At 62.3% G+C, this 21,871-nt stretch carries 20 protein-coding genes; 12 read left to right on the top strand and 8 right to left on the bottom strand.

Annotated features, from left to right (window positions below; all coding sequences use genetic code 11):
• Nucleotides 1-4: 4 nt before the first annotated feature.
• The 3 genes from FFS45_RS34105 to FFS45_RS34095 are packed head-to-tail and all read right to left on the bottom strand — an operon-like array spanning nucleotide 5 to nucleotide 1,721.
• Nucleotides 5-361, bottom strand: coding sequence for a hypothetical protein (locus FFS45_RS34105; RefSeq protein ID WP_137959038.1), 357 nt, complete (start codon nucleotides 359-361; stop codon nucleotides 5-7).
• The gene (locus tag FFS45_RS34100) at nucleotides 346-1,143 is read right to left on the bottom strand and encodes a hypothetical protein (RefSeq protein ID WP_137959037.1); all 798 of its coding nucleotides are present in this window, start codon (nucleotides 1,141-1,143) and stop codon (nucleotides 346-348) included. Before FFS45_RS34100 ends, FFS45_RS34105 begins: the two co-directional genes overlap by 16 nt.
• Before the next feature lie 2 nt (nucleotides 1,144-1,145).
• Nucleotides 1,146-1,721 carry a PAAR domain-containing protein gene (locus tag FFS45_RS34095; RefSeq protein WP_137959036.1) on the bottom strand — a complete coding sequence of 192 codons (576 nt, stop codon included), beginning with the start codon at nucleotides 1,719-1,721 and terminating at the stop codon, nucleotides 1,146-1,148.
• 390 nt (nucleotides 1,722-2,111) lie between these two features.
• Between FFS45_RS34095 and FFS45_RS34090 the strand changes: the two genes are divergently transcribed.
• From FFS45_RS34090 to FFS45_RS34075, 4 genes are all read left to right on the top strand, one after another.
• Nucleotides 2,112-2,414, top strand: coding sequence for a hypothetical protein (locus FFS45_RS34090; RefSeq protein ID WP_137959035.1), 303 nt, complete (start codon nucleotides 2,112-2,114; stop codon nucleotides 2,412-2,414).
• A 36-nt stretch (nucleotides 2,415-2,450) separates the two neighbouring features.
• On the top strand, nucleotides 2,451-5,330 hold the full coding sequence (locus tag FFS45_RS34085; protein WP_137959034.1) for a valine--tRNA ligase: 2,880 nt from the start codon (nucleotides 2,451-2,453) through the stop codon (nucleotides 5,328-5,330).
• 63 nt (nucleotides 5,331-5,393) lie between these two features.
• Nucleotides 5,394-6,275, top strand: coding sequence for a UTP--glucose-1-phosphate uridylyltransferase GalU (galU, locus tag FFS45_RS34080; RefSeq protein ID WP_137959033.1), 882 nt, complete (start codon nucleotides 5,394-5,396; stop codon nucleotides 6,273-6,275).
• A 203-nt stretch (nucleotides 6,276-6,478) separates the two neighbouring features.
• On the top strand, nucleotides 6,479-8,836 hold the full coding sequence (locus FFS45_RS34075; protein WP_137959032.1) for a PAS domain S-box protein: 2,358 nt from the start codon (nucleotides 6,479-6,481) through the stop codon (nucleotides 8,834-8,836).
• Here the strand turns inward: FFS45_RS34075 and FFS45_RS34070 are convergent.
• The 5 genes from FFS45_RS34070 to FFS45_RS41950 form a co-directional block, all read right to left on the bottom strand.
• A complete protein-coding gene (locus FFS45_RS34070) occupies nucleotides 8,833-9,060 on the bottom strand; it encodes a sulfurtransferase TusA family protein (protein ID WP_137959058.1) in 228 nt (75 codons plus the stop codon). The genes FFS45_RS34075 and FFS45_RS34070 overlap by 4 nt on opposite strands.
• Nucleotides 9,061-9,195: 135 nt before the next feature.
• Nucleotides 9,196-10,233: a Gfo/Idh/MocA family oxidoreductase gene (locus FFS45_RS34065; protein ID WP_137959031.1), complete on the bottom strand. Its 1,038-nt coding sequence runs from the start codon at nucleotides 10,231-10,233 to the stop codon at nucleotides 9,196-9,198.
• On the bottom strand, nucleotides 10,233-11,255 hold the full coding sequence (iolG, locus tag FFS45_RS34060) for an inositol 2-dehydrogenase (RefSeq protein WP_137959030.1): 1,023 nt from the start codon (nucleotides 11,253-11,255) through the stop codon (nucleotides 10,233-10,235). The genes FFS45_RS34065 and iolG overlap by 1 nt, the downstream gene beginning before the upstream one ends.
• Nucleotides 11,248-12,129, bottom strand: coding sequence for a MurR/RpiR family transcriptional regulator (locus FFS45_RS34055; RefSeq protein WP_137959029.1), 882 nt, complete (start codon nucleotides 12,127-12,129; stop codon nucleotides 11,248-11,250). The genes iolG and FFS45_RS34055 overlap by 8 nt, the downstream gene beginning before the upstream one ends.
• Entirely contained in the window at nucleotides 12,084-12,245 is a 162-nt protein-coding gene (locus FFS45_RS41950; protein ID WP_171029829.1) for a hypothetical protein, read from the bottom strand. Before FFS45_RS41950 ends, FFS45_RS34055 begins: the two co-directional genes overlap by 46 nt.
• Before the next feature lie 163 nt (nucleotides 12,246-12,408).
• Between FFS45_RS41950 and FFS45_RS34050 the strand changes: the two genes are divergently transcribed.
• From FFS45_RS34050 to FFS45_RS42170, 8 genes are all read left to right on the top strand, one after another.
• Complete coding sequence (locus FFS45_RS34050; RefSeq protein ID WP_137959028.1) at nucleotides 12,409-13,455, top strand: sugar ABC transporter substrate-binding protein; 1,047 nt, start codon at nucleotides 12,409-12,411, stop codon at nucleotides 13,453-13,455.
• Between the two features lie 193 nt (nucleotides 13,456-13,648).
• The gene (locus tag FFS45_RS34045) at nucleotides 13,649-14,803 is read left to right on the top strand and encodes an ABC transporter permease (RefSeq protein WP_137959027.1); all 1,155 of its coding nucleotides are present in this window, start codon (nucleotides 13,649-13,651) and stop codon (nucleotides 14,801-14,803) included.
• A 14-nt stretch (nucleotides 14,804-14,817) separates the two neighbouring features.
• Nucleotides 14,818-15,651, top strand: coding sequence for an ATP-binding cassette domain-containing protein (locus FFS45_RS34040; RefSeq protein WP_137959057.1), 834 nt, complete (start codon nucleotides 14,818-14,820; stop codon nucleotides 15,649-15,651).
• Nucleotides 15,652-15,704: 53 nt separating this feature from the next.
• On the top strand, nucleotides 15,705-17,729 hold the full coding sequence (gene iolC / locus FFS45_RS34035) for a 5-dehydro-2-deoxygluconokinase (protein WP_137959026.1): 2,025 nt from the start codon (nucleotides 15,705-15,707) through the stop codon (nucleotides 17,727-17,729).
• Nucleotides 17,726-19,687, top strand: coding sequence for a 3D-(3,5/4)-trihydroxycyclohexane-1,2-dione acylhydrolase (decyclizing) (gene iolD, locus FFS45_RS34030; RefSeq protein ID WP_137959025.1), 1,962 nt, complete (start codon nucleotides 17,726-17,728; stop codon nucleotides 19,685-19,687). Before iolC ends, iolD begins: the two co-directional genes overlap by 4 nt.
• A 10-nt stretch (nucleotides 19,688-19,697) precedes the next feature.
• Nucleotides 19,698-20,624, top strand: a complete 927-nt coding sequence (gene iolE, locus FFS45_RS34025; protein WP_137959024.1) for a myo-inosose-2 dehydratase — start codon at nucleotides 19,698-19,700, stop codon at nucleotides 20,622-20,624.
• Nucleotides 20,621-21,418, top strand: coding sequence for a 5-deoxy-glucuronate isomerase (iolB, locus tag FFS45_RS34020; protein ID WP_137959023.1), 798 nt, complete (start codon nucleotides 20,621-20,623; stop codon nucleotides 21,416-21,418). The genes iolE and iolB overlap by 4 nt, the downstream gene beginning before the upstream one ends.
• Complete coding sequence (locus tag FFS45_RS42170; RefSeq protein ID WP_212745786.1) at nucleotides 21,415-21,684, top strand: hypothetical protein; 270 nt, start codon at nucleotides 21,415-21,417, stop codon at nucleotides 21,682-21,684. The genes iolB and FFS45_RS42170 overlap by 4 nt, the downstream gene beginning before the upstream one ends.
• The last annotated feature ends 187 nt before the right edge of the window (nucleotides 21,685-21,871 follow it).

The raw sequence follows: 21,871 nt of genomic DNA, 5'->3' as shown, positions 1-21,871 counted from the left end.
ACACTCACGTTCCAAGGGACTTCTTTACGTCTTTCCAGACATCCCGCGAAATGCACTTGCAGACCAGTGCCCGCGACTGATACGAAATCCTGCCGAAGATGGACGCGTCTCTCTCAGAGAGAATACGTGAAATTTCCGCCTTTACCCACCTTGGATCGAAACCATCCATTTCCGGTGTCGTTATATACAGGTTAAATGCACAAGCCACAGAAATTTCGTCAAAAAAAATCCTTCTGATTTCTTCAATAGGGAATTTTTTTAGCTTCGCTATTCCATCCCCTTGCAATTCAATTCCGGCAAAAGCATCTGCGAGGAAAATCCACACAAACTCACGGTCCTCTCCGGTTATTGAATCCCCCATTTTTGAAGCTCCTGTATTTCGATTTTATAGGCATCGAAGCCGTATTCCGTCACCATCGCTCCTGCGGTTGTTCCCATAATTGCGACGGCAAGAGCGCAAAGTGGGGCACCGGGTCCACAAAGAAAGGTTGTTCCAAGGCCTGCAAGATAACCCCCTAGCACTCCGCCCTGTATTACGGTTCCCTGCCGCGCCGTTTCCCTGATTTTATCATCGGCACTCAGGATCGCGTAAGCAGCAAGACCGGCCGTAAGCAGGATCGCACCTCTAGCGGCATTTTTCATTACCTTGGTGCCTGCCGTTATCTGGCTATCATTTCTCCCCGCCGACGCAATCACCGCGTAACTTGCCCTTTCTCTCTCCATACCAGAAAGAGCCGAATAAGGTTTTTTGAAAATCCGATACGAATATTTATCGAGTGATTCCTCAATGGTTGGGCCAACTGGCTTCTTCTTTTCGGCTCTCGCGCGATTCCACGATGATGTTACCTTGCGGGTCTCTATGAGAATCTGGTTTCTAAGCTGGTTGCAATATTTCGCACCTTCATAAGCCGTCATGTTTCCCGAATCGACTTCGGATTGCGCAAGCTGGCTAACCCGCTGAATTCCCGCTGCATAACGGCCGCGGATTCTTTCGTCGCTTATCGCGTCAGCCGAAAATTTCGCACCTGCCGCTTCGAGCGAATCGCGCGCGTCTCGCAACAGGTTGCTCGGCAACGAATGCTCCTGCCGGGTGTGGAACGGGCCTTCATGAACAATAGACTGTGTGGCTTGAACTTCTGACATGCCTACCTCGCGATTAACGAAAGAATACAGTCTGTTATGGAGCCTGAAACGGCCGGGTCGCCGCCGGTCAATAGTTCGATGCGGACGCAAGCATTTCCATTGCTGGCGCGCTGGAATCGAACGGTGTTGTTCGCGTCGAGTGTTCCGTTCGCCTCGCTCCCATCGGTGAAATGCGCTACGCACTGCAAACCCTCGCAGCTCCCCGGTTCGGTCAACCTGAAGCCAATCCAGTGACCGGCAATCCCGTTTGTGCGCGCGGCGCTCGCCGGATCATGCGCCCTGGTACTGGCCGCACCAGTGTCGCGATGAATAAACATTCCTGCATCGGCGTTCGCGATAACGCGGTTCTGGCCACAAGGGCAAAGAACATGATCGCCGTCGACAACGGCAACACGTCCTTTTTCGCGCACACCTTCACCAGTGCCGAAAATTTTCCACAAGCCTTCGCAGTTACCGCACGTTGCCTCATCGTCATAAAGCGCGATCTTCCGGCCGTGGTCGTGCACGGTCGCACTGAAGGCAACAACCTTTCCGCGTGTAGTCGTCTCGTCACCATGACATACGATAGGGATTCGCATGGGTGCTCCGCTATTGGCATGTGATCGGGTTACCGTTCCGGTCAGCATCCCCAGCACCGTCCATAATCACAACTTCGGCTCCATCGCTGTAAGTCACCGTATCAGCTACACATGCCGGTTCCAGGCCCGAGAGTGTTCCCGCGTGCCGCGAAGACACTTGTCCCCCGCGCCCGATGCGCGATCCGACGGTTACGAAGCGGTACAGCACGCCTTGGTGTTTCTGCTGATTCGACATTGATAGCCCTCCTGAGGGAAAAGAGCACCCAACCAACGCAGGTGAATATCTCAGGGGTGCCAGCAAGGCGCGCCCCTAATCCTTCTGATACTCGTCCCGTTTGGCCCGAAACGCAGTCAGACAAGTATTAAAAAGGTCAGGATCGTTGCCGGTAAGTGATTCTCACAAAATTTCACAGGCAGCAAAATTTGACTAACATGCCGGTAAATCAGGGCGCTTCAGTGCTGTACCTGCCCCCCAAAGGCCCGCGCGATGTGGGCTGGCTTGAAGCGTGGAAAACCCTCAACCGCCGCCGTACCGGCTTCGTCAACGGCTTCGCGTACCCGGTTCGCACCGCGTTCATCGAGGAGTCGCTCGACGTCGATGAACAAAACCAGGAAAGGCCAACACCCCAGGAACAACAACCAAAAGAGCAAGGCGCCGCAGGCCAACCTCCCGACAGGCCGCACCCTTTATAATCAAGGATTCCACCGCTTCCCAGCAGACCACGAACAATGAGCGACAGCACGCTTGCCAAGAGTTTCGAACCCCACACCATCGAAGCCCAATGGGGCCCGGAGTGGGAAAAACGCGCCTACGCCGCGCCGGCGTTCGCGGAAAACGCGAAAAACTTCTCCATCCAGCTCCCGCCGCCGAACGTCACAGGCACCCTCCACATGGGCCACGCCTTCAACCAGACGATCATGGACGGCCTCACCCGCTACCATCGCATGCTCGGCCAGAACACCCTCTGGGTGCCCGGCACCGATCACGCGGGTATCGCCACCCAGATCGTCGTCGAACGCCAACTGGACGCCCAGGGTGTCTCGCGCCATGACCTCGGCCGCGAAAAGTTCGTCGAACGCGTCTGGGAGTGGAAGCAGCAATCCGGTTCGACCATCACCAGCCAGGTCCGCCGTCTGGGCGCCTCCATCGACTGGTCGCGCGAATACTTCACCATGGACGACAAGATGTCCGCCGCCGTGCGCGATGTGTTCGTCCGTCTGTATGAACAGGGCCTGATCTATCGCGGCAAGCGCCTCGTCAACTGGGATCCGGTCCTCATGACCGCCGTCTCCGATCTCGAAGTCGCCAGCGAAGAAGAGAACGGCCATCTGTGGCACATCCAGTACCCGCTTGCCGACGGCTCGGGCCATCTGACGGTTGCCACCACCCGTCCGGAAACCATGCTCGGCGACGTCGCCGTGATGGTTCATCCGGAAGACGAGCGCTACGCCGGCCTGATCGGCAAGACCGTCAAGCTGCCGCTCACCGACCGCGAAATCCCCATCATCGCCGACGATTACGTGGACCGTGAATTCGGCACCGGCGTCGTCAAGGTCACGCCGGCGCACGATTTCAACGACTATCAGGTCGGTCAGCGCCACAAGCTGCCGCAAATCGAAATCCTCACGCTCGAAGCGAAGATCAACCACAACGCGCCCGAAAAATACCGCGGTCTCGATCGCTTCGAAGCACGCAAGCAGGTTGTGGCCGATCTCGAAGCCATCGGCCTGCTCGAATCCGTCAAGCCGCACAAGCTGATGGTGCCGCGCGGCGACCGCACCGGCGTCGTGCTCGAACCCATGCTCACCGACCAGTGGTTCGTCGCCATGAGCAAGCCGGCTCCGGAAGGCACCTATAACCCGGGCAAATCGATCGCCGAAGCCGCGCTCGACGTGGTCCGCAATGGCCAGATCAGGTTCGTGCCGGAGAACTGGACCACCACGTATTACCAATGGCTCGAAAACATCCAGGACTGGTGTATTTCGCGCCAGCTCTGGTGGGGCCATCAGATTCCCGCCTGGTATGGCGAAAACGGCGAAATCTTCGTCGCCAAATCGGAAGAAGAAGCCCGCGCGCAAGCCGTGGCCAAGGGCTACACGGGCGCCCTGAAGCGCGACGAAGACGTGCTCGACACGTGGTTCTCGTCGGCGCTGGTGCCGTTCTCGTCGCTCGGCTGGCCGAACGAAACGAAGGAACTGGAAGCCTTCCTGCCCTCCTCCGTGCTCGTCACCGGCTTTGACATCATCTTCTTCTGGGTCGCGCGGATGGTCATGATGACCACCCACTTCACCGGCAAGGTGCCGTTCGACACCGTCTATGTGCACGGTCTGGTGCGCGATGCCGAAGGCCAGAAGATGTCGAAGAGCAAGGGCAACACGCTCGATCCGATCGATATCGTCGACGGCATCGACCTCGACTCGCTGGTCGCCAAGCGCACCACCGGCCTGATGAACCCGAAGCAGGCGGCGTCGATCGAGAAAAAGACCCGCAAGGAATTCCCGGACGGCATCCCCGCGTTCGGCACCGACGCGCTGCGCTTCACCATGGCGTCGATGGCCACGCTCGGCCGCAACGTCAACTTCGACCTTGCACGCTGCGAGGGCTACCGCAACTTCTGCAACAAGCTGTGGAACGCCACCCGCTTCGTGCTGATGAACTGCGAAGGCCATGACTGCGGTTTCGGCAAGCCCGCCGATGCGTGCGGCCCGAATGGCGAAGGCAACTGCGGCCCGGGCGCCTATCTCGACTTCTCGCAGGCCGACCGCTGGATCGTCTCGCACCTGCAGCGCGTCGAAGCCGAAGTGGCCAAGGGCTTTGCCGACTACCGTTTCGACAATGTGGCCAACGCCCTATACAAGTTCGTGTGGGACGAATACTGTGACTGGTATCTCGAACTCGCCAAGGTGCAGATCCAGAGCGGTGCGCCGGAACAGCAGCGCGCCACCCGCCGCACCCTGTTGCGCGTGCTCGAGACGGTCCTGCGCCTCGCACATCCGGTGATTCCTTTCATCACCGAGGCGCTCTGGCAAAAGGTGGCGCCGCTTGCCGACCGTTACCCGCAGGGCAAGGCCGAAGGCGAAGCCTCCATCATGGTGCAGGCGTATCCGGCGGCCGATCTCAGCAAGCTCGACGAGGCCGCCGAGCAGTGGGTAGCCGACCTGAAAGCCGTGATCGACGCCTGCCGCAACCTGCGTGGAGAAATGAACCTGTCGCCGGCCACCAAGGTGCCGCTGCTCGCCACCGGCAACGCCGAGCGGCTGCGCACGTTCGCGCCGTATGCCCAGGCGCTGGCGCGTTTGTCCGAAGTGCAGATCATCGCCGACGAGGCCACCCTCGACGCCCAGGCACATGGCGCGCCAATTGCTATCGTAGGCAATGACAAGCTGGTGCTGAAGGTCGAGATCGATGTCGCCGCCGAACGCGAGCGTTTGTCAAAAGAGATCGCAAGATTGGTCGCAGAGGTATCGAAATGCAACGCCAAGCTGCAAAATGAGAGCTTCGTTGCCAAAGCTCCGCCCGCGGTCGTTGAGCAGGAGCAGAAAAGGCTGGCAGAATACGAAACGACTATCGGCAAGCTGAACGCGCAACTTGCGCGCCTGCCGGCCTGATTGATGCTCCACGCCTGTGCTTGCGCACCGGCGTAGCCACTAGAGGATTCAGGGGTAAACAACATGCTAAAAGTTACAAAAGCGGTCTTTCCGGTAGCAGGCCTCGGCACCCGGTTCCTCCCCGCCACCAAGGCGAGCCCGAAGGAAATGCTGCCCATCGTCGACAAGCCGCTGATCCAGTACGCGGTCGAAGAGGCGATGGCGGCCGGCATCACTGAAATGATCTTCGTCACGGGCCGCAGCAAGCGGGCGATCGAGGATCACTTCGACAAATCGTACGAAATCGAGGCTGAACTCGAAGCGCGCGGCAAAGACAAGCTGCTGGATCTGGTGCGCAGCATCAAGCCGAGCCATGTCGACTGCTTCTACGTGCGCCAGCCCGAGGCGCTCGGCCTCGGTCACGCCGTGATGTGCGCCGAAAAGCTGGTGGGCGACAACCCGTTTGCCGTGATCCTCGCGGACGACCTGCTGTATGGCACGCCGCCTGTAATGGCGCAGATGATCGAGGTATTCGATCACTATCACAGCTCGGTGATCGGCGTCGAAGAGATCCCGCCGTCGGAAACGAAGTCCTACGGGATTGTCGACGGCAAGGAATGGGAAGATTCCATCATCAAGATGTCGGGCATCGTCGAGAAGCCGGCGCCGGAAGTGGCGCCGTCGAACCTGGGCGTGGTCGGCCGCTACGTGCTCAAGCCGCGGATTTTCGAACATCTGCGCGCGCTGAAGCCGGGCGCCGGCGGCGAACTGCAGCTGACCGACGCGATCCAGTCGCTGCTCGCCGACGAACAGGTGCTGGCATACAAATATCACGGCACGCGTTTCGACTGCGGCAGCAAGCTCGGTTACCTGAAGGCAACCGTGGAGTTTGCGCTGCGCCACCCCGAAGTGGCCGCGGACTTCCAGGAGTACCTGCGCACGCGTTCGCCGGTGCTGGAAGGCTAGGCAGTCCGAAGTAGACGCTCGGCGAAGGTGCGGGAAAGCGCGCAGTAGAACCGAGAAAGGCGCTGTTGCCCTGCATGCCGGGCACGGCGCCTTTTTGTTTTGCTGCGGGCGAAGCACGCGCGAGCGTTCCTGCGCGGCGCGCCCGTCGCAGCCCAGGCTTGCAAACTGAAGAACTCAGAAGACGGTGAAATCGGGAGCCCGATATGCCGAACGAGCGGCAGTCAATCGATAACGTCCAGCATTGGACCGACAATTGGGTTGCATCTGTCTCCGACTACTCGATTTTCGTGGTTTCAGCGGACGGCCGGATTCTGACCTGGAATCCGGGCGGGACAGCGATGCACGGATACCAGCCGGACGAGATCATCGGCCAGCCGCTGGACGTCCTCTATACCGACGAGGAGCGCCGGGAAGGCCTGCCGGCAGCCGGCCTCGATATCGCCCGGCGTGCAGGCAGTCACAACACCGAAGGGTGGCGCATCCGCAAGGACGGTAAAGCGTTCTGGGCCAGCGTCGTCACGACCGCCTTGCACTCCAGAGATGGGCAGCTTGCGGGCTTCGTGAAGATCGTGCGCGACATCACGGACAAAAAGGCCGCCCACGACGCGGTGCTCGAAAGCGAGCGCCGCTTTCGCATGCTGGTTCATGGTGTCACCGATTACGCAATCTTCATGCTCTCGCCGGAAGGGGTGGTCACGAACTGGAACTCCGGTGCACGGCGCATCAAAGGCTACACGGCAAACGAAATAATCGGCTCGCACTTCTCGCGCTTTTACATGCCCGAGGACGCCGCGGCGGGCCTGCCGCAGCGCGGGCTGGATGCAGCGGCGAGGGATGGGCGCTTTGAAGCGGAAGGATGGCGGGTCAGAAAGGACGGTACGCGTTTTTGGGCGCATGTCGTGATCGACGCGATCCGCGAGGACGATGGCACGCTGGCCGGATTCGCCAAGATCACGCGCGACATCACCGAGCGGATGGAAGCGAACAGGCTGCTTGAGGATGCAAAGAAGGCCTTGTTCCAGTCGCAGAAGATGGAGGCAATCGGCAAGCTGACGGGTGGGGTCGCGCACGACTTCAACAACGTCCTGCAGGTATTGCGCGGCAACCTCGAACTGCTGGAGAGGCGCCACTCCGGCGACGCCTGGACACGCGAGCGGCTGGACAAGGCCGTCGACGCCGTGGAGCGCGGCGCCAAGCTTGCATCGCAACTGCTCGCCTTCGGCCGCCAGCAGCCCCTGCAACCGGTTGTGATCAACCTCGGTACCGCGATTCACGGCATGGACGACCTGCTGCGGCGCGCGCTAGGTGAAACGATCGGCGTGGAAACCGTGGTGGCGGGCGGTCTGTGGAACACGTTTGTGGACATCCATCAGCTTGAGAACGTGATCCTGAATCTGGCGATCAACGCGCGCGACGCGATGCCGGACGGCGGCAAGCTGACCATCGAACTGTCCAACGCGATGCTCGACACCGATTACGTGGCCGCGCTGCCCGACGTGACGGCGGGCCAGTACGTCATGCTGGCCGTGACCGACACCGGGACAGGTATGCCACCCGATGTGGTCGAACAGGCGTTTGAGCCATTTTTTACCACGAAGCCCGAGGGCCAGGGGACCGGCCTGGGTTTAAGCACGGCATACGGTTTCGTCCGGCAGAGCGGCGGACACGCCCGCATCTACAGTGAGGTGGGGCACGGCACCACGATCAGGGTCTACCTGCCGCGTTCGACCGAAACCGCGGTCGAGCCCCCGCCGCGGCCGAGCGTGAAGCTTCGGGGCGGAACCGAAACGATCCTCGTGGTGGAAGACGATCCCAAGGTGCAATCGACGGTGGTCGACATGCTGTCGGGCCTCGGCTACAGCGTACTGAGGGCGGACAGCACCGAGCAGGCGCTGATGGTGATCCGCAGCGGCGTCCACATCGACCTGCTCTTCACCGACGTCGTGATGCCCGGCTTGCCACGCAGTCCCGAGATGGCCGCCCAGGCGGTACGGCTGCTGCCACACGTGAAGGTGCTGTTTACCTCGGGTTACGCGCAGAATGCAATCGTCCACGGCGGACGTCTGGACCCAGGCGTCGAGCTGCTGAGCAAGCCATACAGCCGCGAGCAACTCGCCTACAAGATCCGCCAGATGCTGCATAAGGAAGGCGCAGACAGCGGCGGCGACGCCACGCACCCTACGCTCAACGCAGGTATGTCAGGTTTGAGAGTGCTGGTGGTCGACGACGATCTTGCCTTGCTGGAAGCCACCAGCGAATTGCTGAAGATGCTCGGCCATGTTCCGGTGATCACCGGCTCTCCGGACGAGGCGCTGTGCCTGCTTGAAAGCCGCACGTTCGACGTCCTGCTCGCCGATCTCGCGATTCCGGGCAAGTCGGGCATCGAACTCGCAGAAAGGGCGCTGCAGTTACGGCCGACCTTGCGTGTGATCTTCGCTTCGGGCAACGAGATGCCCGCTGTGCCGGCGCTGACGTTTCACTGGAAGGCGCTACGCAAACCCTATACCTTGGACGAACTGAACACGGTGCTGGACAGTTCAGGGCGCGGTCTCACGGCTTAGCGGCGCCGCATCAGAAACACGAACACCTTGTCCTGCATCGACACCTCGACGATTTCATTGCCCGTCTGCTTGGCGAACGCGGCGAAATCACGCTGCGAGCCAGGATCGGTGGCGAGCACCTTGAGAACCTGGCCGCTTTCCATGTCGGCGAGTGCCTTCTTGGCGCGCAAAATGGGGAGCGGACAGTTCAGCCCACGCGCATCGACTTCCTTGTGAACCTGAATTTGCATCGACGATGACCTTCGGGATGAGGCGCCGCGAACGACGCCGGACAGAGGGCCAAATTCTACCGCAGCCGTCATATCCTCGCCCGGTGCGGCGCGGATATGACGGTCATCACAGAAGTCCCTTCGCGCCCCTTATAGCGTGACTGCCTGCCCGGTCTGCAGCGACTGCCGCAGCGCGCTGCCGATGCGCGTCGCCTCCAGTGCGTCGGCCAGCGTCGCGCCTGCCGGCGCCCCGCCCTGCACCGCCGCCACGAACGCCCGCGCTTCGTACAGAAACGCGTCTTCGAAGCGGTCGAAGAAGGTCGGCGTGCATTCGTTGCGAATGCCGCTCGCGTCCGTAATCTCGACGCGGTTCAAACGCGGGTTGTGGCCGATCGCCAGTGAGCCCGCCGTGCCGATCACTTCGCTGCCGGTGTCGTTACCGTGCGCCATGGTGCGCGAGGCGTAGAACATCGCAAGGCGTCCGTCCTCGAACTCGCAGATCGCCACGCCGTTATCGACGTCGCCGAATTCGCGCAGTCCTTCATGCAGCGCAACCGTGCCGCTGGCAAACACGCGTTTGGCGCGCGGCTTGCCGAGCAGCCAGCGCGCCACGTCGATGTCGTGCACCGTGCAGTCGAGAAAGATCCCGCCCGAGGTCGGCGCGAAACGCACGAAGAAACCGTCGGGGTCGTTCTTGTCGGTGGTTTGCGAACGCACGAGGAACGGCCGGCCAATCACGCCCGCCTCGATCTTCTCGAACGCATCGCGATAGCTCGGATCGAAACGGCGCATGAAACCGATGGTCGCCTGCAGATGCGGGCGCTGTTCGGCTTCGGCCAGCACGCGCTCGCACTCCGCGAGATCGAGCGAGAGCGGCTTCTCGCAGAACACATGCTTGCCGGCGCGCAGTGCGTCGACAATCTGTTGCGCGTGCAACGCCGAGGGTGTGACGAGCCACACCGCGTCGACCTCACGGTCTTCGAGCAGTGCGGCGTAGTCCTTGTACAAACGCGGTGCCGGCAAAGCGTCGCCGGCCCATGCAAGCTCCTCCTCAAGCGGACTGCAGGCCGCCACGAGCGCTGCACCCGGCACGCGATACGCCAGATTCTCCGCGTGACGCCTGCCGAGGCGTCCCAAGCCGACCACGCCTACCCGCACCGGTTTGCGGCTGGTAGAGGCCGTGCTCATCACGCGCCCTCCCCGAGCCGCACCGGCCGCCCTTCACGCCATGAGCGCGTGGCGGCCTCTGCCAATTCGAGCGCCTTCAACCCGTCCGCGACCGTGGTGCGAACCGGCCGGCCATGGGTGACCGCTTCGAAGAAATGCGCGATTTCCGCGGCGTACGCAGCACGGTAACGCTCGAGGAAAAACGCCTCGGGCACATCGCTCGACACTTCCGTCTTCGAATACGCCACCACCTCGGTAGGACGCACGTTGCCGGCCTGCAGCATGCCGGTGCTGCCGAGCACCTCGAAGCGCTGATCGTAGCCGTAGGCTGCGCGCCGCGCCGTGTTGATCTGGCACAGGCGCCCGCTCTTCGTACGGATCGTCACGGCGGTCGAATCGATGTCGCCGGCCTCGGCAATCGCGGGATCGGTAAGGCAACTGCCGGTGGCATGCAGCGTCTCGGCTTCGTCGTCGAGAATCCAGCGGAAGATATCGAAGTCGTGGATCAGCATGTCCTTGAAAATACCGCCCGAATGCTTGATGTACTCGACCGGCGGCGCGCCCGGATCGCGGCTCGTGACGATCAGCATTTCCGGCGTGCCGATCTCGCCCGCGTCGATGCGCGCCTTCAACGCGGCAAAGGTCGGATCGAAGCGGCGCTGAAAGCCGATCATGCACACCACACCCGCGCGTTCCACAGCCTCTGCGCAGGCCCGTGCGCGTTCGAGCGTGAGGTCCACGGGCTTTTCGCAGAACACGTGCTTCTTCTGCGCGGCCGATTGCTGGATCAGGTCCGCGTGTGTATCCGTGCTCGAACAGATCACGGTCGCGCCGATCGAGGCATCGCCCATGGCGCCGTCAATATCCGCCACCTGTGCCCCGTGCAAAGCCGCAAGCGATGCCGCCGCCTCCCTGTTCACGTCCACCACATACTTGAGCCGCACGCCCGGTTGCCGCGCGAGATTGGCCGCATGAATCCGGCCGATGCGCCCCGCACCGAACACGGCTACGTCGATTGTCTTGCCGCCTGCCACATCAGTCATCGTATCCTCCAGTGTCTTTCGATTCTTCTACGTTCAATTCGAGCTTGTACGCGAGCGCGATGAACAGCGCCTGGCACAGGCAGATCGTGCTGGTGAGCGAGCGGAACGCGAACGCGCTCCCCTCCTTCACATACAGTTGCGTGGTGGCGTAGCGTGCGAGCGGCGACAACTGGCTGTCGGTAATCACCAGCGTTTTCGCCTGATGGTGGTGCGCCACGCGCAGGCAGTACTGCGTCTCCTTGCCATAGGGCGCAAAGCTGATGGCGATCACCACGTCGCCCTTCCTGACGCTGCGAATCTGCTCGCGGTACATGCCGCCGAAGCCGGACACCAGATGCACGCGCTTGGGCGTGTGCTGCAGTGCGTAGACGATATAGCTCGCCACCGGAAACGAACGCCGCACGCCGATTACATAGATGTTGTCGGCCTGCTGCAGCATCTTCACGGCGGCGTCGAAGTCCGCGTCGTTCAGGCCTGCTTCGAGTTCATCGAGACCGCCCCGGCATGCGGCGACGAACTCGCGCGCCACCGCGCCGCCCGACAACGCCCCCGGTTTTTCGTCGATCAGCTTGCGGATGCGCTGCTGATAGCTCGGCGACGACGTGCCCTGGCCCGTATACGCCTGACGAAACACCGCCTGCAGGTCGGAGAATCCCGAGAAGCCGAAACGCTGCGCAAAGCGCACGACCGCCGACGGATGCACGCCGCAACTCGCGGCAATATCGCTGGTGCGATCCACCATCACACTCGAACGATGCTGCTCGATATAGGTCGCGACGTTCTTCAACTGACGCGGCAACGACTCGTAATTTTCTGCGATGCGTTGCATCAAATCTTCGACGCTTGGCAATTCTTCTGTGCTGTCTTCCGCCATGGTTCTTCCTCTGCTGCTTTATTGCGCTGCAAAACCGCCTCCACAAAGGCTCTGTGCGCCGCGCTGACGTTGCCGATTATAGGCAGGCGCACCATCAAATGGAACATATTTTCCATTTTTCTTTGTCATGAAATTTTCATTGCAACACGCTCGAAGATGGCCTAATCTTGGTCCTGAGCGATGGTGTTGCGAGCACGCGTGTCAGCGCTTAGAGGGCTCGCAGGTATCGGACACGCCAGACGCTCCCTTCAATAACGAAGACCGAGAAAGGTGGAGACAATGAGACTTTGCAATGGCAAGGCAACGCTGCGAGTTCTGGTAGCGGCACTAGCACTGACGGCGGGTTTGGCCGCCACGAGCGCGGCCCGTGCGGCCGATGCGCACTTCGTGTTGATCAGCCACGCACCGGATTCCGATTCCTGGTGGAACACCATCAAGAACGCCATCAAACAGGCCGACGAAGACTTCAACGTCGAGACCGACTACCGCAATCCCCCCAACGGCGACATCGCCGACATGGCCCGCCTGATCGAACAGGCTGCGGCGCGCAACTACGACGGCGTAATCGTCACCATTGCCGACTACGACGTGCTGAAGGGCTCGATCGGCAAGGTCACCGAGAAGCACATTCCGTTGGTGACGATCAACTCCGGCACCGAGCAGCAGAGCGCCGATCTGGGCGCGATCATGCACATCGGCCAGCCGGAATACACAGCCGGCAAGGCCGCGGGCGAAAAGGCCAAGGCCGCCGGCGTCAAATCGTTCCTGTGCGTGAACCACTACGCCACCAACCCGGCCTCGTTCGAACGCTGCCGCGGTTTTGCCGACGCGCTCGGCGTCGACTTCAAGACCTCCACACTCGACGCAGGCACAGACCCGACCGGCATCCAGTCGAAAGTCAGCGCATACCTGCGCAATCACCCGGACACCGGCGGCGTGCTGGCCCTCGGCCCGCTCTCGGCGGCGCCGACCATCAAGGCGCTGCAGCAGATGGGCCTCGCCGGCAAGATCTGGTTCGCGACCTTCGACTTTGACGACGACATTGCCAAGGCCATCAAGGACGGCACGATTCAGTTCGCCATCGACCAGCAGCCGTATCTGCAGGGCTATATCGCCGTCGCCGTGCTGGCCATCGTGAAGCACGATCACACCACCGACCCGGTGAAGATCCGCCAGATCCTGCAGGCCAACCCCAAGTTCCAGGCGCGTCTGTCCACCTACGGGCTCGCTCCCTCCTACGGCCCGCGCAATATCGGCTCCGGTCCGGGCTTCATTACCAAGGAGAATATCGACAAGGTGATCAAGTACGCAGGTCAGTACCGCTAAGCAATGCTGGATTGAATCCGGGCATGCGAGAACCGTCCCGGCAGACATGAAGGGAGCGGATGCGGCCAGCCGCCACTGGCCCGGCCGCCCCCGCTTCCCTTCGCAAGGTTTCACTTGCACTTCACCTGCATCAAGCGCCTGTCAGCGAAGCGCCGTCACGGCGCGCCGCACCGGCGCATCAAGGAGAGTTTCAATGGGCGTCGCCAACCCTTTCCACGCCAAACATCCCCGTTCCGAACAGGAAACCGGCAGCGCTGCTGTCGCTGACGAGCGCGTGCGCCGCGAATCGTGGTTCAAGCATCTGCTGAGCCGCCCGGAATTCGCCGCTCTGGCCGGCACCGTCATGGTGTTCCTCGTGTTCGGGTTCGCAGCCGGCAGCTCCGGCATGTTCAACCTCGACGGCGTGATGAACTGGTCGCAGGTTGCCGCGTATCTTGGGATCATCGCAGTGGGCGCGTGCCTGCTGATGATCGCCGGTGAGTTCGACCTGTCGATCGGCTCGATGATCGGCTTCTCCGGCATGATGGTCGCGCTGCCGACCATGTACTTTCACTGGCCGATTGCGCTGTCGATCCTGTTTGCCTTTGCCGGTTCGATGCTGCTCGGCGCGCTGAACGGCTACCTCGTGATGCGCACCCGGCTGCCCTCGTTCATCGTCACGCTGGCCTTCCTGTTTATCCTGCGCGGCCTCACGCTCGCGCTCTCGGTGATGTTCGCCGACCGCACCATCATCTCCGGTGTCGGCGACGTTGCCGCGCAAAGCTGGCTGGCTCACGCGCTGTTCCAGGGCGTCGCGTTCAAGGGCCTGTTTCTGTGGCTCGGCCATATCGGCGTCGTCAAGCTGCTCGACAACGGCTTGCCGCTCGTGCCGGGAATTCCGAAAGTCATCCTGTGGTGGTTCGCGCTGGCCGCCGTCTGCGCGTTCACCCTCGCCAAGACGCAATTCGGCAACTGGATCTTTGCTGTGGGCGGCGACGCCAATGCCGCGAAGAATGTCGGCGTGCCGGTGCGCCGCGTGAAGATCTCACTGTTCGTATTGACTGCGTTCTGCTCCTGCCTCTATTCCGTGCTGCAGGTCTGCGACATTGGCTCGGCCGCGGCCGACCGCGGCCTGCAGGCGGAATTCGAAGCCATCATTGCCGCGGTGATCGGCGGCACCTTGCTGACCGGCGGCTACGGTTCGGTGGTGGGCGCCTCCTTCGGCGCGCTGATCTTCGGCGTCGTGCAGATCGGCATCACCTATACGAATATCGATTCGGACTGGTTCCGCGTCTTCCTCGGCGCGATGCTGCTGTTCGCGGTGCTCTTTAACCACTACGTGCGCAGCCGCGTTGCGGCATCGCGCTAATCGGGGAGGTCATGATGAACACCACCACGAACCACACCGCAGAGGACGCCGTCCAGGCAGCCTCCGGCGATTACATTCTGTCGCTTGAAAACGTCAGCCGCTATTTCGGCAACGTCATCGCGCTGAAGGACATCACGCTGCGTCTCAAACGCGGTGAAGTGCATTGCCTGCTCGGCGATAACGGTGCAGGCAAATCCACCCTCATCAAGACGCTGGCCGGTGTGCACCAGCCAAGCGAAGGCGCCTACCTCGTCGACGGCAAGCCCGTGCGCTTCACGTCGCCCAAGGACGCGCTCGATCTCGGCATTGCCACCGTCTATCAGGATCTCGCGCTGGTGCCGCTGCTTTCGGTGGCGCGTAATTTCTTCATGGGACGCGAGCCGCAGAAAAAGCTGTTTGGCTTCATCAATGTGATGGACCTCGACCATTGCGCGACCGCCTCACGCGACAAGCTCGCGGAAATGGGCATCAACGTGCGCGACCCGCATCAGCCGATCGGCACCATGTCGGGCGGCGAGAAGCAGTGCCTCGCGATTGCACGGGCGATTCACTTCGGCGCACGCGTGCTGATTCTCGACGAGCCAACAGCGGCGCTCGGCGTCAAGCAGAGCTTTAACGTACTCAAGCTGATCCATACGGCGCGGGCCAAAGGCATCTCCGTGATCTTCATCACGCACAACGTGCACCACGCCTATCCGATCGGCGATTCGTTCACGCTGCTCAATCGCGGCAAATCGCTCGGCACCTTCACCAAGGACACCATTACCAAGGACGAAGTGCTCGACATGATGGCCGGCGGCGCCGAAATGCAGAAGATGATCGGCGAACTCGAAGGCGCGACGATCTGACTTGCACCGCGCCCCGGCGCGTCAGTCAGGCACCAGGACATACAGGACATTTCATGGCTCTCACCAGCACATCCACGTCTTCCACGGGCAGCCGCTTTGCTCCGGGCCGCAGCCGCGACATTATCTGCCTCGGCCGGCTGGCGGTCGATCTCTACGCCCAGCAGGTCGGCGCGCGGCTCGAAGACGTGTCGAGCTTTGCGAAGTACCTTGGCGGCTCGTCGGCCAATATCGCCTTCGGCTGTGCGCGGCTCGGACTCGACGCGGCCATGCTCGCGCGAGTCGGCAACGACCATATGGGACGCTTCCTCACCGAAACGCTCACAAAGGAAGGTTGCGACGTCAGCCACGTGCGCGTCGACCATGAGCGCCTGACCGCGCTCGTGCTGCTCGGCCTCAAGGACCGCGATACCTTCCCGCTGATTTTCTACCGCGAAAACTGCGCCGACATGGCCGTGGACGAAGCGGATTTCGACGAAGCGTTCATCGCCTCATCGAAAGCATTGCTGATTACCGGCACGCACTTCTCCACCGAACAGGTGAACCGCGCGAGCCGCCGCGCACTCGATTACGCGCGCCGCAATGGCGTGCGCACGGTGCTCGATATCGACTACCGTCCCGTGCTGTGGGGTCTCACCGGCAAGGCCGATGGCGAAACCCGCTTCGTCGCAAGCGAGGATGTCACGGCGCATATCCAGCGCATCCTGCCCTTGATGGATCTCGTGATCGGCACCGAGGAGGAGTTCCGCATTGCCGGCGGCAAGACCGAGCTGATCGACGCGCTGGCGATGGTGCGCGCCGTGACGCCGGCCACGCTGGTGGTCAAGCGCGGTCCGCTCGGCTGCCAGATCATCGACGGCGACGTGCCGCCCTCGCTCGACGACGCGCCAATCCACGGCGGCGTTGAAGTGGAAGTGTTGAACGTGCTCGGCGCGGGCGATGCGTTTGCCTCCGGCTTCCTGTCCGGCTGGCTGCGCGATCAGCCGCTCGACGCGTGCGCGCGGGCCGCGAACGCGAGCGGCGCGCTGGTCGTGTCGCGCCACGGCTGCGCCCCGGCAATGCCGACGCCGGCCGAACTGGAGTATTTCCTCGCCGAAGCGAAAGCGGACCCGCAGCGCATGCGCCGCCCCGACCGCGATGCGAAGCTCGCGCGGCTGCACCGCGTCTCCCCTGCCCGCAAGCAATGGGGTGAAGTACTCGGCTTCGCCTTCGATCACCGCAACCAGTTCTTCGATCTGGCGCAGCAGACAGGAGCGGACGAAGCGCGCATTGCACAGTTGAAGAGCCTGTTTGTCGAGGCCGTCGCGCAGACCGAAAGCGCGCTCGGCTTGCAAGGGCGTATCGGCGTGCTGATCGACGACCGCTATGGCCAGGACGCGCTAAACGCCGCCACCGGCCGCGGCTGGTGGCTCGGCCGCCCGGTGGAACTGCCGGGCTCGGTGCCGCTCGTGTTCGATCACGGACGCTCGATCGGCACCACGCTCACCAGTTGGCCGCAAGAACATGTCGTGAAGTGCCTTGTGCAATACCACCCCGACGAAGCTATCGAGCAGCGGCTCGAACAGGAAGCGCAATTGCGCGCGCTCTACGATGCAACCCAGGCGAGCGGTCATGAACTGCTGCTCGAAGTGATTCCGCCCAGGCACGCGCACCTGCCGGGTGGCTCGGACACCGTGTACCGCGCCTTGAAGCGCCTGTACAACATTGGCATCTACCCGGAGTGGTGGAAGCTCGAACCGATGGAAGCCGCGCAGTGGCAGGCCATCGACGCGCTGATCGCCGAACGCGATCCGTACTGCCGTGGTGTGGTGCTGCTCGGATTGTCGGCGGCGGTCGAACAACTGAGCGAAGGCTTTCGTGCAGCAGCGCAATCGGCAACCTGCCGGGGTTTCACGGTGGGCCGCACGATTTTCCATGAACCGAGCCAGGCGTGGCTCGCCGGCTCGATTGGCGACGGCGAACTGATCGCTCGGGTACGTCAGACCTTTGAAACGCTGATCGCCGCATGGCGCGCCACCCGAGGCAGCATCACGGCGCGCGGCGCGACGCCGCCCATCGTTCACCAGGAGCAGGCTGCATGAACCAGCGCATCTTGCATCACGATCCGGCCTCCACTCATCATGCCCCCGCTACTGCATCGCCTGCGCCGACGCCGGGCACGCTGCGGCTTACCACCGCGCAGGCGCTCGTGCGCTACCTCGCCGCGCAGCATGTCAGGACCGAGGACGGAAACGGCACCGAGCCGCTGTTCGGCGGCGTCTTCGCGATCTTCGGGCATGGCAACGTCGCGGGGATTGGCGAAGCGCTGTACCAGCATCGTCATGAGCTGCCGACGCTGCGTGCACACAACGAGCAGGCGATGGCGCATAGTGCGATTGCGTATGCGAAGGCACATTTCCGGCGCCGGATGATGGCGGTCACCACCTCCATCGGCCCCGGCGCGACCAATCTGCTCACCGCCGCCGCGCTCGCCCACGTGAACCGTCTGCCGGTCCTGCTGCTGCCCGGCGACACCTTCGTCTCGCGCGCACCGGACCCGGTGCTGCAGCAGGTCGAGGACTTTCACGACGGCGGCATCTCGGCCAACGACGCGTTCAAGCCCGTCTCGCGCTACTTCGACCGCATCGTGCATCCCGCGCAATTGCTGAGCGCGCTGCCGCGCGCACTGCGCGTGCTGACCGATGCCGCCTTGTGCGGCCCGGTTACGCTGGCGCTGCCGCAGGATGTGCAGGCCGCCGCATGGGATTTCCCGGCTGACTTCTTCGAACCGCGCGTGGTCGGTTTCCATACGCCCGCACCGGTTGCCGAAGAGATTGACGCCGCACTCGAACGCTTGCGGCGCGCAAGCCGGCCGCTGATCGTGGCCGGCGGCGGCGTGCTGTATGGGCAGGCTACGCAGGCGCTGCACGCCTTCGCCACCGCGCACGGCATCCCCGTGGCGGAGACCCAGGCAGGCAAAGGCACGCTGCCATGGAACGATCCGCTCAACGCCGGTGCACTGGGCGTGACCGGTTCGCCCGCAGCCAACGCGCTCGCGCACGACGCCGATTGCGTGCTCGCCATCGGCACACGTCTGCAGGATTTCACGACCGGCTCGAACACGTTGTTTACGCAAGCAGACGTGATTGGCATCAACGCGAATGCGTTCGATGGCCTCAAGCATCGTGGACTCGTGGTCGAGGCCGATGCGCGCCTTGCGCTCGACGCGCTCGCCGCACAGCTCGGCGGCTGGCACGCCGATCCCGCGTGGACCGCCCGCGCACGCAAGCTGGCAGCGGGCTGGCGCGACGCGGTGGGGATGCTCACGCATGCCCCGCAACACGAGTCCGTCCTGCCGTATGACGCGGACGTGATCGGCGCCGTGCAGCGTTCGAGCGCGATCTCGGCCACCGACGATATCGTCGTATGCGCGGCCGGCACCTTGCCCGCGGAACTGCACAAGCTATGGCGCGCGGGCCGTCCCGGCGCCTACCACGTCGAATACGGCTATTCCTGCATGGGTTACGAGATCGCCGGCGGCCTCGGCGCGAAGCTGGCCCGCCCCGAGCGCGACGTCATTGTGATGGTCGGCGACGGCAGCTATCTGATGATGAACAGCGAGATTGCCACCTCGGTCATGCTCGGCGCCAAGCTGATCATCGTCGTGCTCGACAATCGCGGCTACGGCTGTATCAACCGCCTGCAACAGGCCTGCGGCGGCGCACCGTTCAACAATATGTTCGACGATTGCGAGCAGGGTCCGCTCGGCGCACCGCCGATCGATTTCGCCGCTCATGCACGCTCGCTCGGTGCACAAGCGGAACACGTGGCGAACATTGCCGAACTGGAAGCCGCGTTGCAACGCGCACGCGCAGCCGACCGTACGTACCTGATCAGCATCGACACCGACGCCGCCCGCACCACCGACGATGGCGGCTGGTGGTGGGAAGTGGCCGTGCCGGAAGTGTCGGAGCGCGAAAGCGTGCGCGCGGCGCGTGAGAAATACGAAGCCCAGATTGCCGAGCGCACCAAAGGCGCCGGCGACACCGAAAACGATTGAGGACACTGGCATGACTCAGTTCGAAGTACGTATTGGCATCAACCCGCTGTCGTGGATGAACGACGACTTGCCGTCCCTGGGCGGCGAAACGCCGCTCGACGTTGCGCTGACCGAAGGACGTGCAATCGGTTATGACGGGTTTGAGCTCGGCAACAAGTTTCCACGCGAACCACAGGCCCTGAAAGCGCTGCTCGCACAATACGACCTGGCGCTCGTCTCCGGCTGGTATTCGGGCAAGCTGGCGCACCGCAGCGTCGAAGAAGAGATTGCGTCAGTGGACTCGCACCTGGAACTGCTGTCGCGTAACGGGGCGACGGTGATGGTGTACGGCGAGGTGGCCGATTCGATCCAGGGCGCCCCGCAACCGCTGTACCAGCGCCCGCGCTTCTTTAGCGAAGCGCAGTGGGACACCTATGCCGCTCGCGTGGACGAATTCGCCCGCTATACATTAAGCCGCGGCGTGCGTCTCGCGTACCACCACCATATGGGCGCTTACGTGGAAACGCCCACCGACGTCGACAACCTGATGGCACGCACGAGCGAGGCCGTTGGCCTGCTGTTCGACGCGGGGCACATTACGTTTGCCGGCGGCGATCCGGTGACAGTGCTCGACAAGCATATCGGGCGGGTGTGCCACGTGCATTGCAAGGACGTGCGCCCGGCGGTGACGAAACTGGCGCGCAACCGCAACTGGAGTTTTCTGGATTCGGTGATCAACGGCGCGTTCACGGTTCCGGGTGACGGCGCGGTGGATTTCCCAGCGATTATCGGGCGCCTGAAGCGGCACGGCTATCGCGGCTGGCTGGTGGTGGAAGCGGAACAGGACCCGGTGATTGCGGCGTCGTATGCGTATGCGGAGAAAGGATACCGGACATTGCGTTCGCTGGTGGATGCGCCGCTCGATGCGGGCGAGTCCAGCACGAAGGAGGCAGCATGAGTTTGCTGGTGAAGGCACAGCGCGAGGGCCAAACGATCGCGCGGGTAACGCCGGAGACGGCGTCATGGCGCTATGTGGGTTTTGCGGCGTACCGGTTGAACACGAGCGAGGTCGTGCATGTGTTCGAGCCGACGCGCGAGGTGTGTATTGTGGTGCTGGCGGGCGCGGTGGATGTCGAGACCGCGGATCAGAAATGGAGCAGTCTCGGCTCACGCGACAGCGTGTTTGAGGATGCCGCGCCCTATGCGGTGTATTTGCCGCCCGGCGTGCGGGCCACGGTGCGGGCGCTGCGCGACGCGGAGGTGGGGGTGGCGAGTGCGCCTGCCAAGGGTGAGTTTGCGGCACGGCTGATCGAGCCATCGCAGATGAAGCGTTCCACGCGGGGCAAGGGGCTCAACACGCGGTATGTATGCGATATCTTGCCGCAGACTGAGGCTGCGGAGTCGTTGCTGGTTGTTGAGGTTCGCACGCCTGGCGGGCATGCTTCAAGCTATCCGCCGCATAAGCATGACACTGATAATGTGCCGCTCGAGAGCTCGCTCGAGGAGACTTATTATCATCGGCTTGATCCGGCGCAGGGGTTTGCTTTTCAGCGCGTGTATACCGATTCGCGGGATATCGATGAGTCCATGGCTGTTGAGGATCATGATGTTGTTATGGTTCCTCGTGGGTATCATCCTGTTGTTGTGCCCTATGGGTATGATTCGTACTACCTGAATGTTATGGCTGGGAAGCAGAGGGTTTGGCATTTTAAGAATGATCCGGCGCATGAGTGGATTATTCATAAAGAATGATGGTTTTTTTGCCTTACACGGGGGTTTTTGGTTTTGCCTGCGGCGCTTTGATTTTGGTTGTTGTTCTTGCGGTGTTGGCCTTTCCTTGCTTTGTTTTTGGTCTATTGGCGTTGCCCCTGTGCGGGGCGGCACTTACTTTCTTTGCCGCCGCAAAGAAAGTAAGCAAAGAAAGCGGGCTGCAACCGCTAGCCCGTAGTGAGCCATCTAGGTCTGCCACCGGAAACGGCCCAAGACAAGACCTGCCCTCGCTTTTCCCCCGTTCGTGACACAGCACTCATCCACCCCACTCCGCACTTCGTGCGTCGCGGATGGGTTTGCATGGGAAACCCACGCGCGCCCCAACTACTTAGCAAATAAGCTACCACTGCTATGCCTGTGCCTGTGCCTGTGCCTGTGCCTGTGCCTGTACCGCTGCCGGTGCAGATGCGGGGGCGGGGGCGTTCACAGCATACC

The organism is Burkholderia sp. 4M9327F10 (assembly GCF_005503145.1).
In the GTDB taxonomy this organism is placed as follows: domain Bacteria; phylum Pseudomonadota; class Gammaproteobacteria; order Burkholderiales; family Burkholderiaceae; genus Paraburkholderia.
This window is presented reverse-complemented; position numbering and strand designations above follow the sequence as displayed.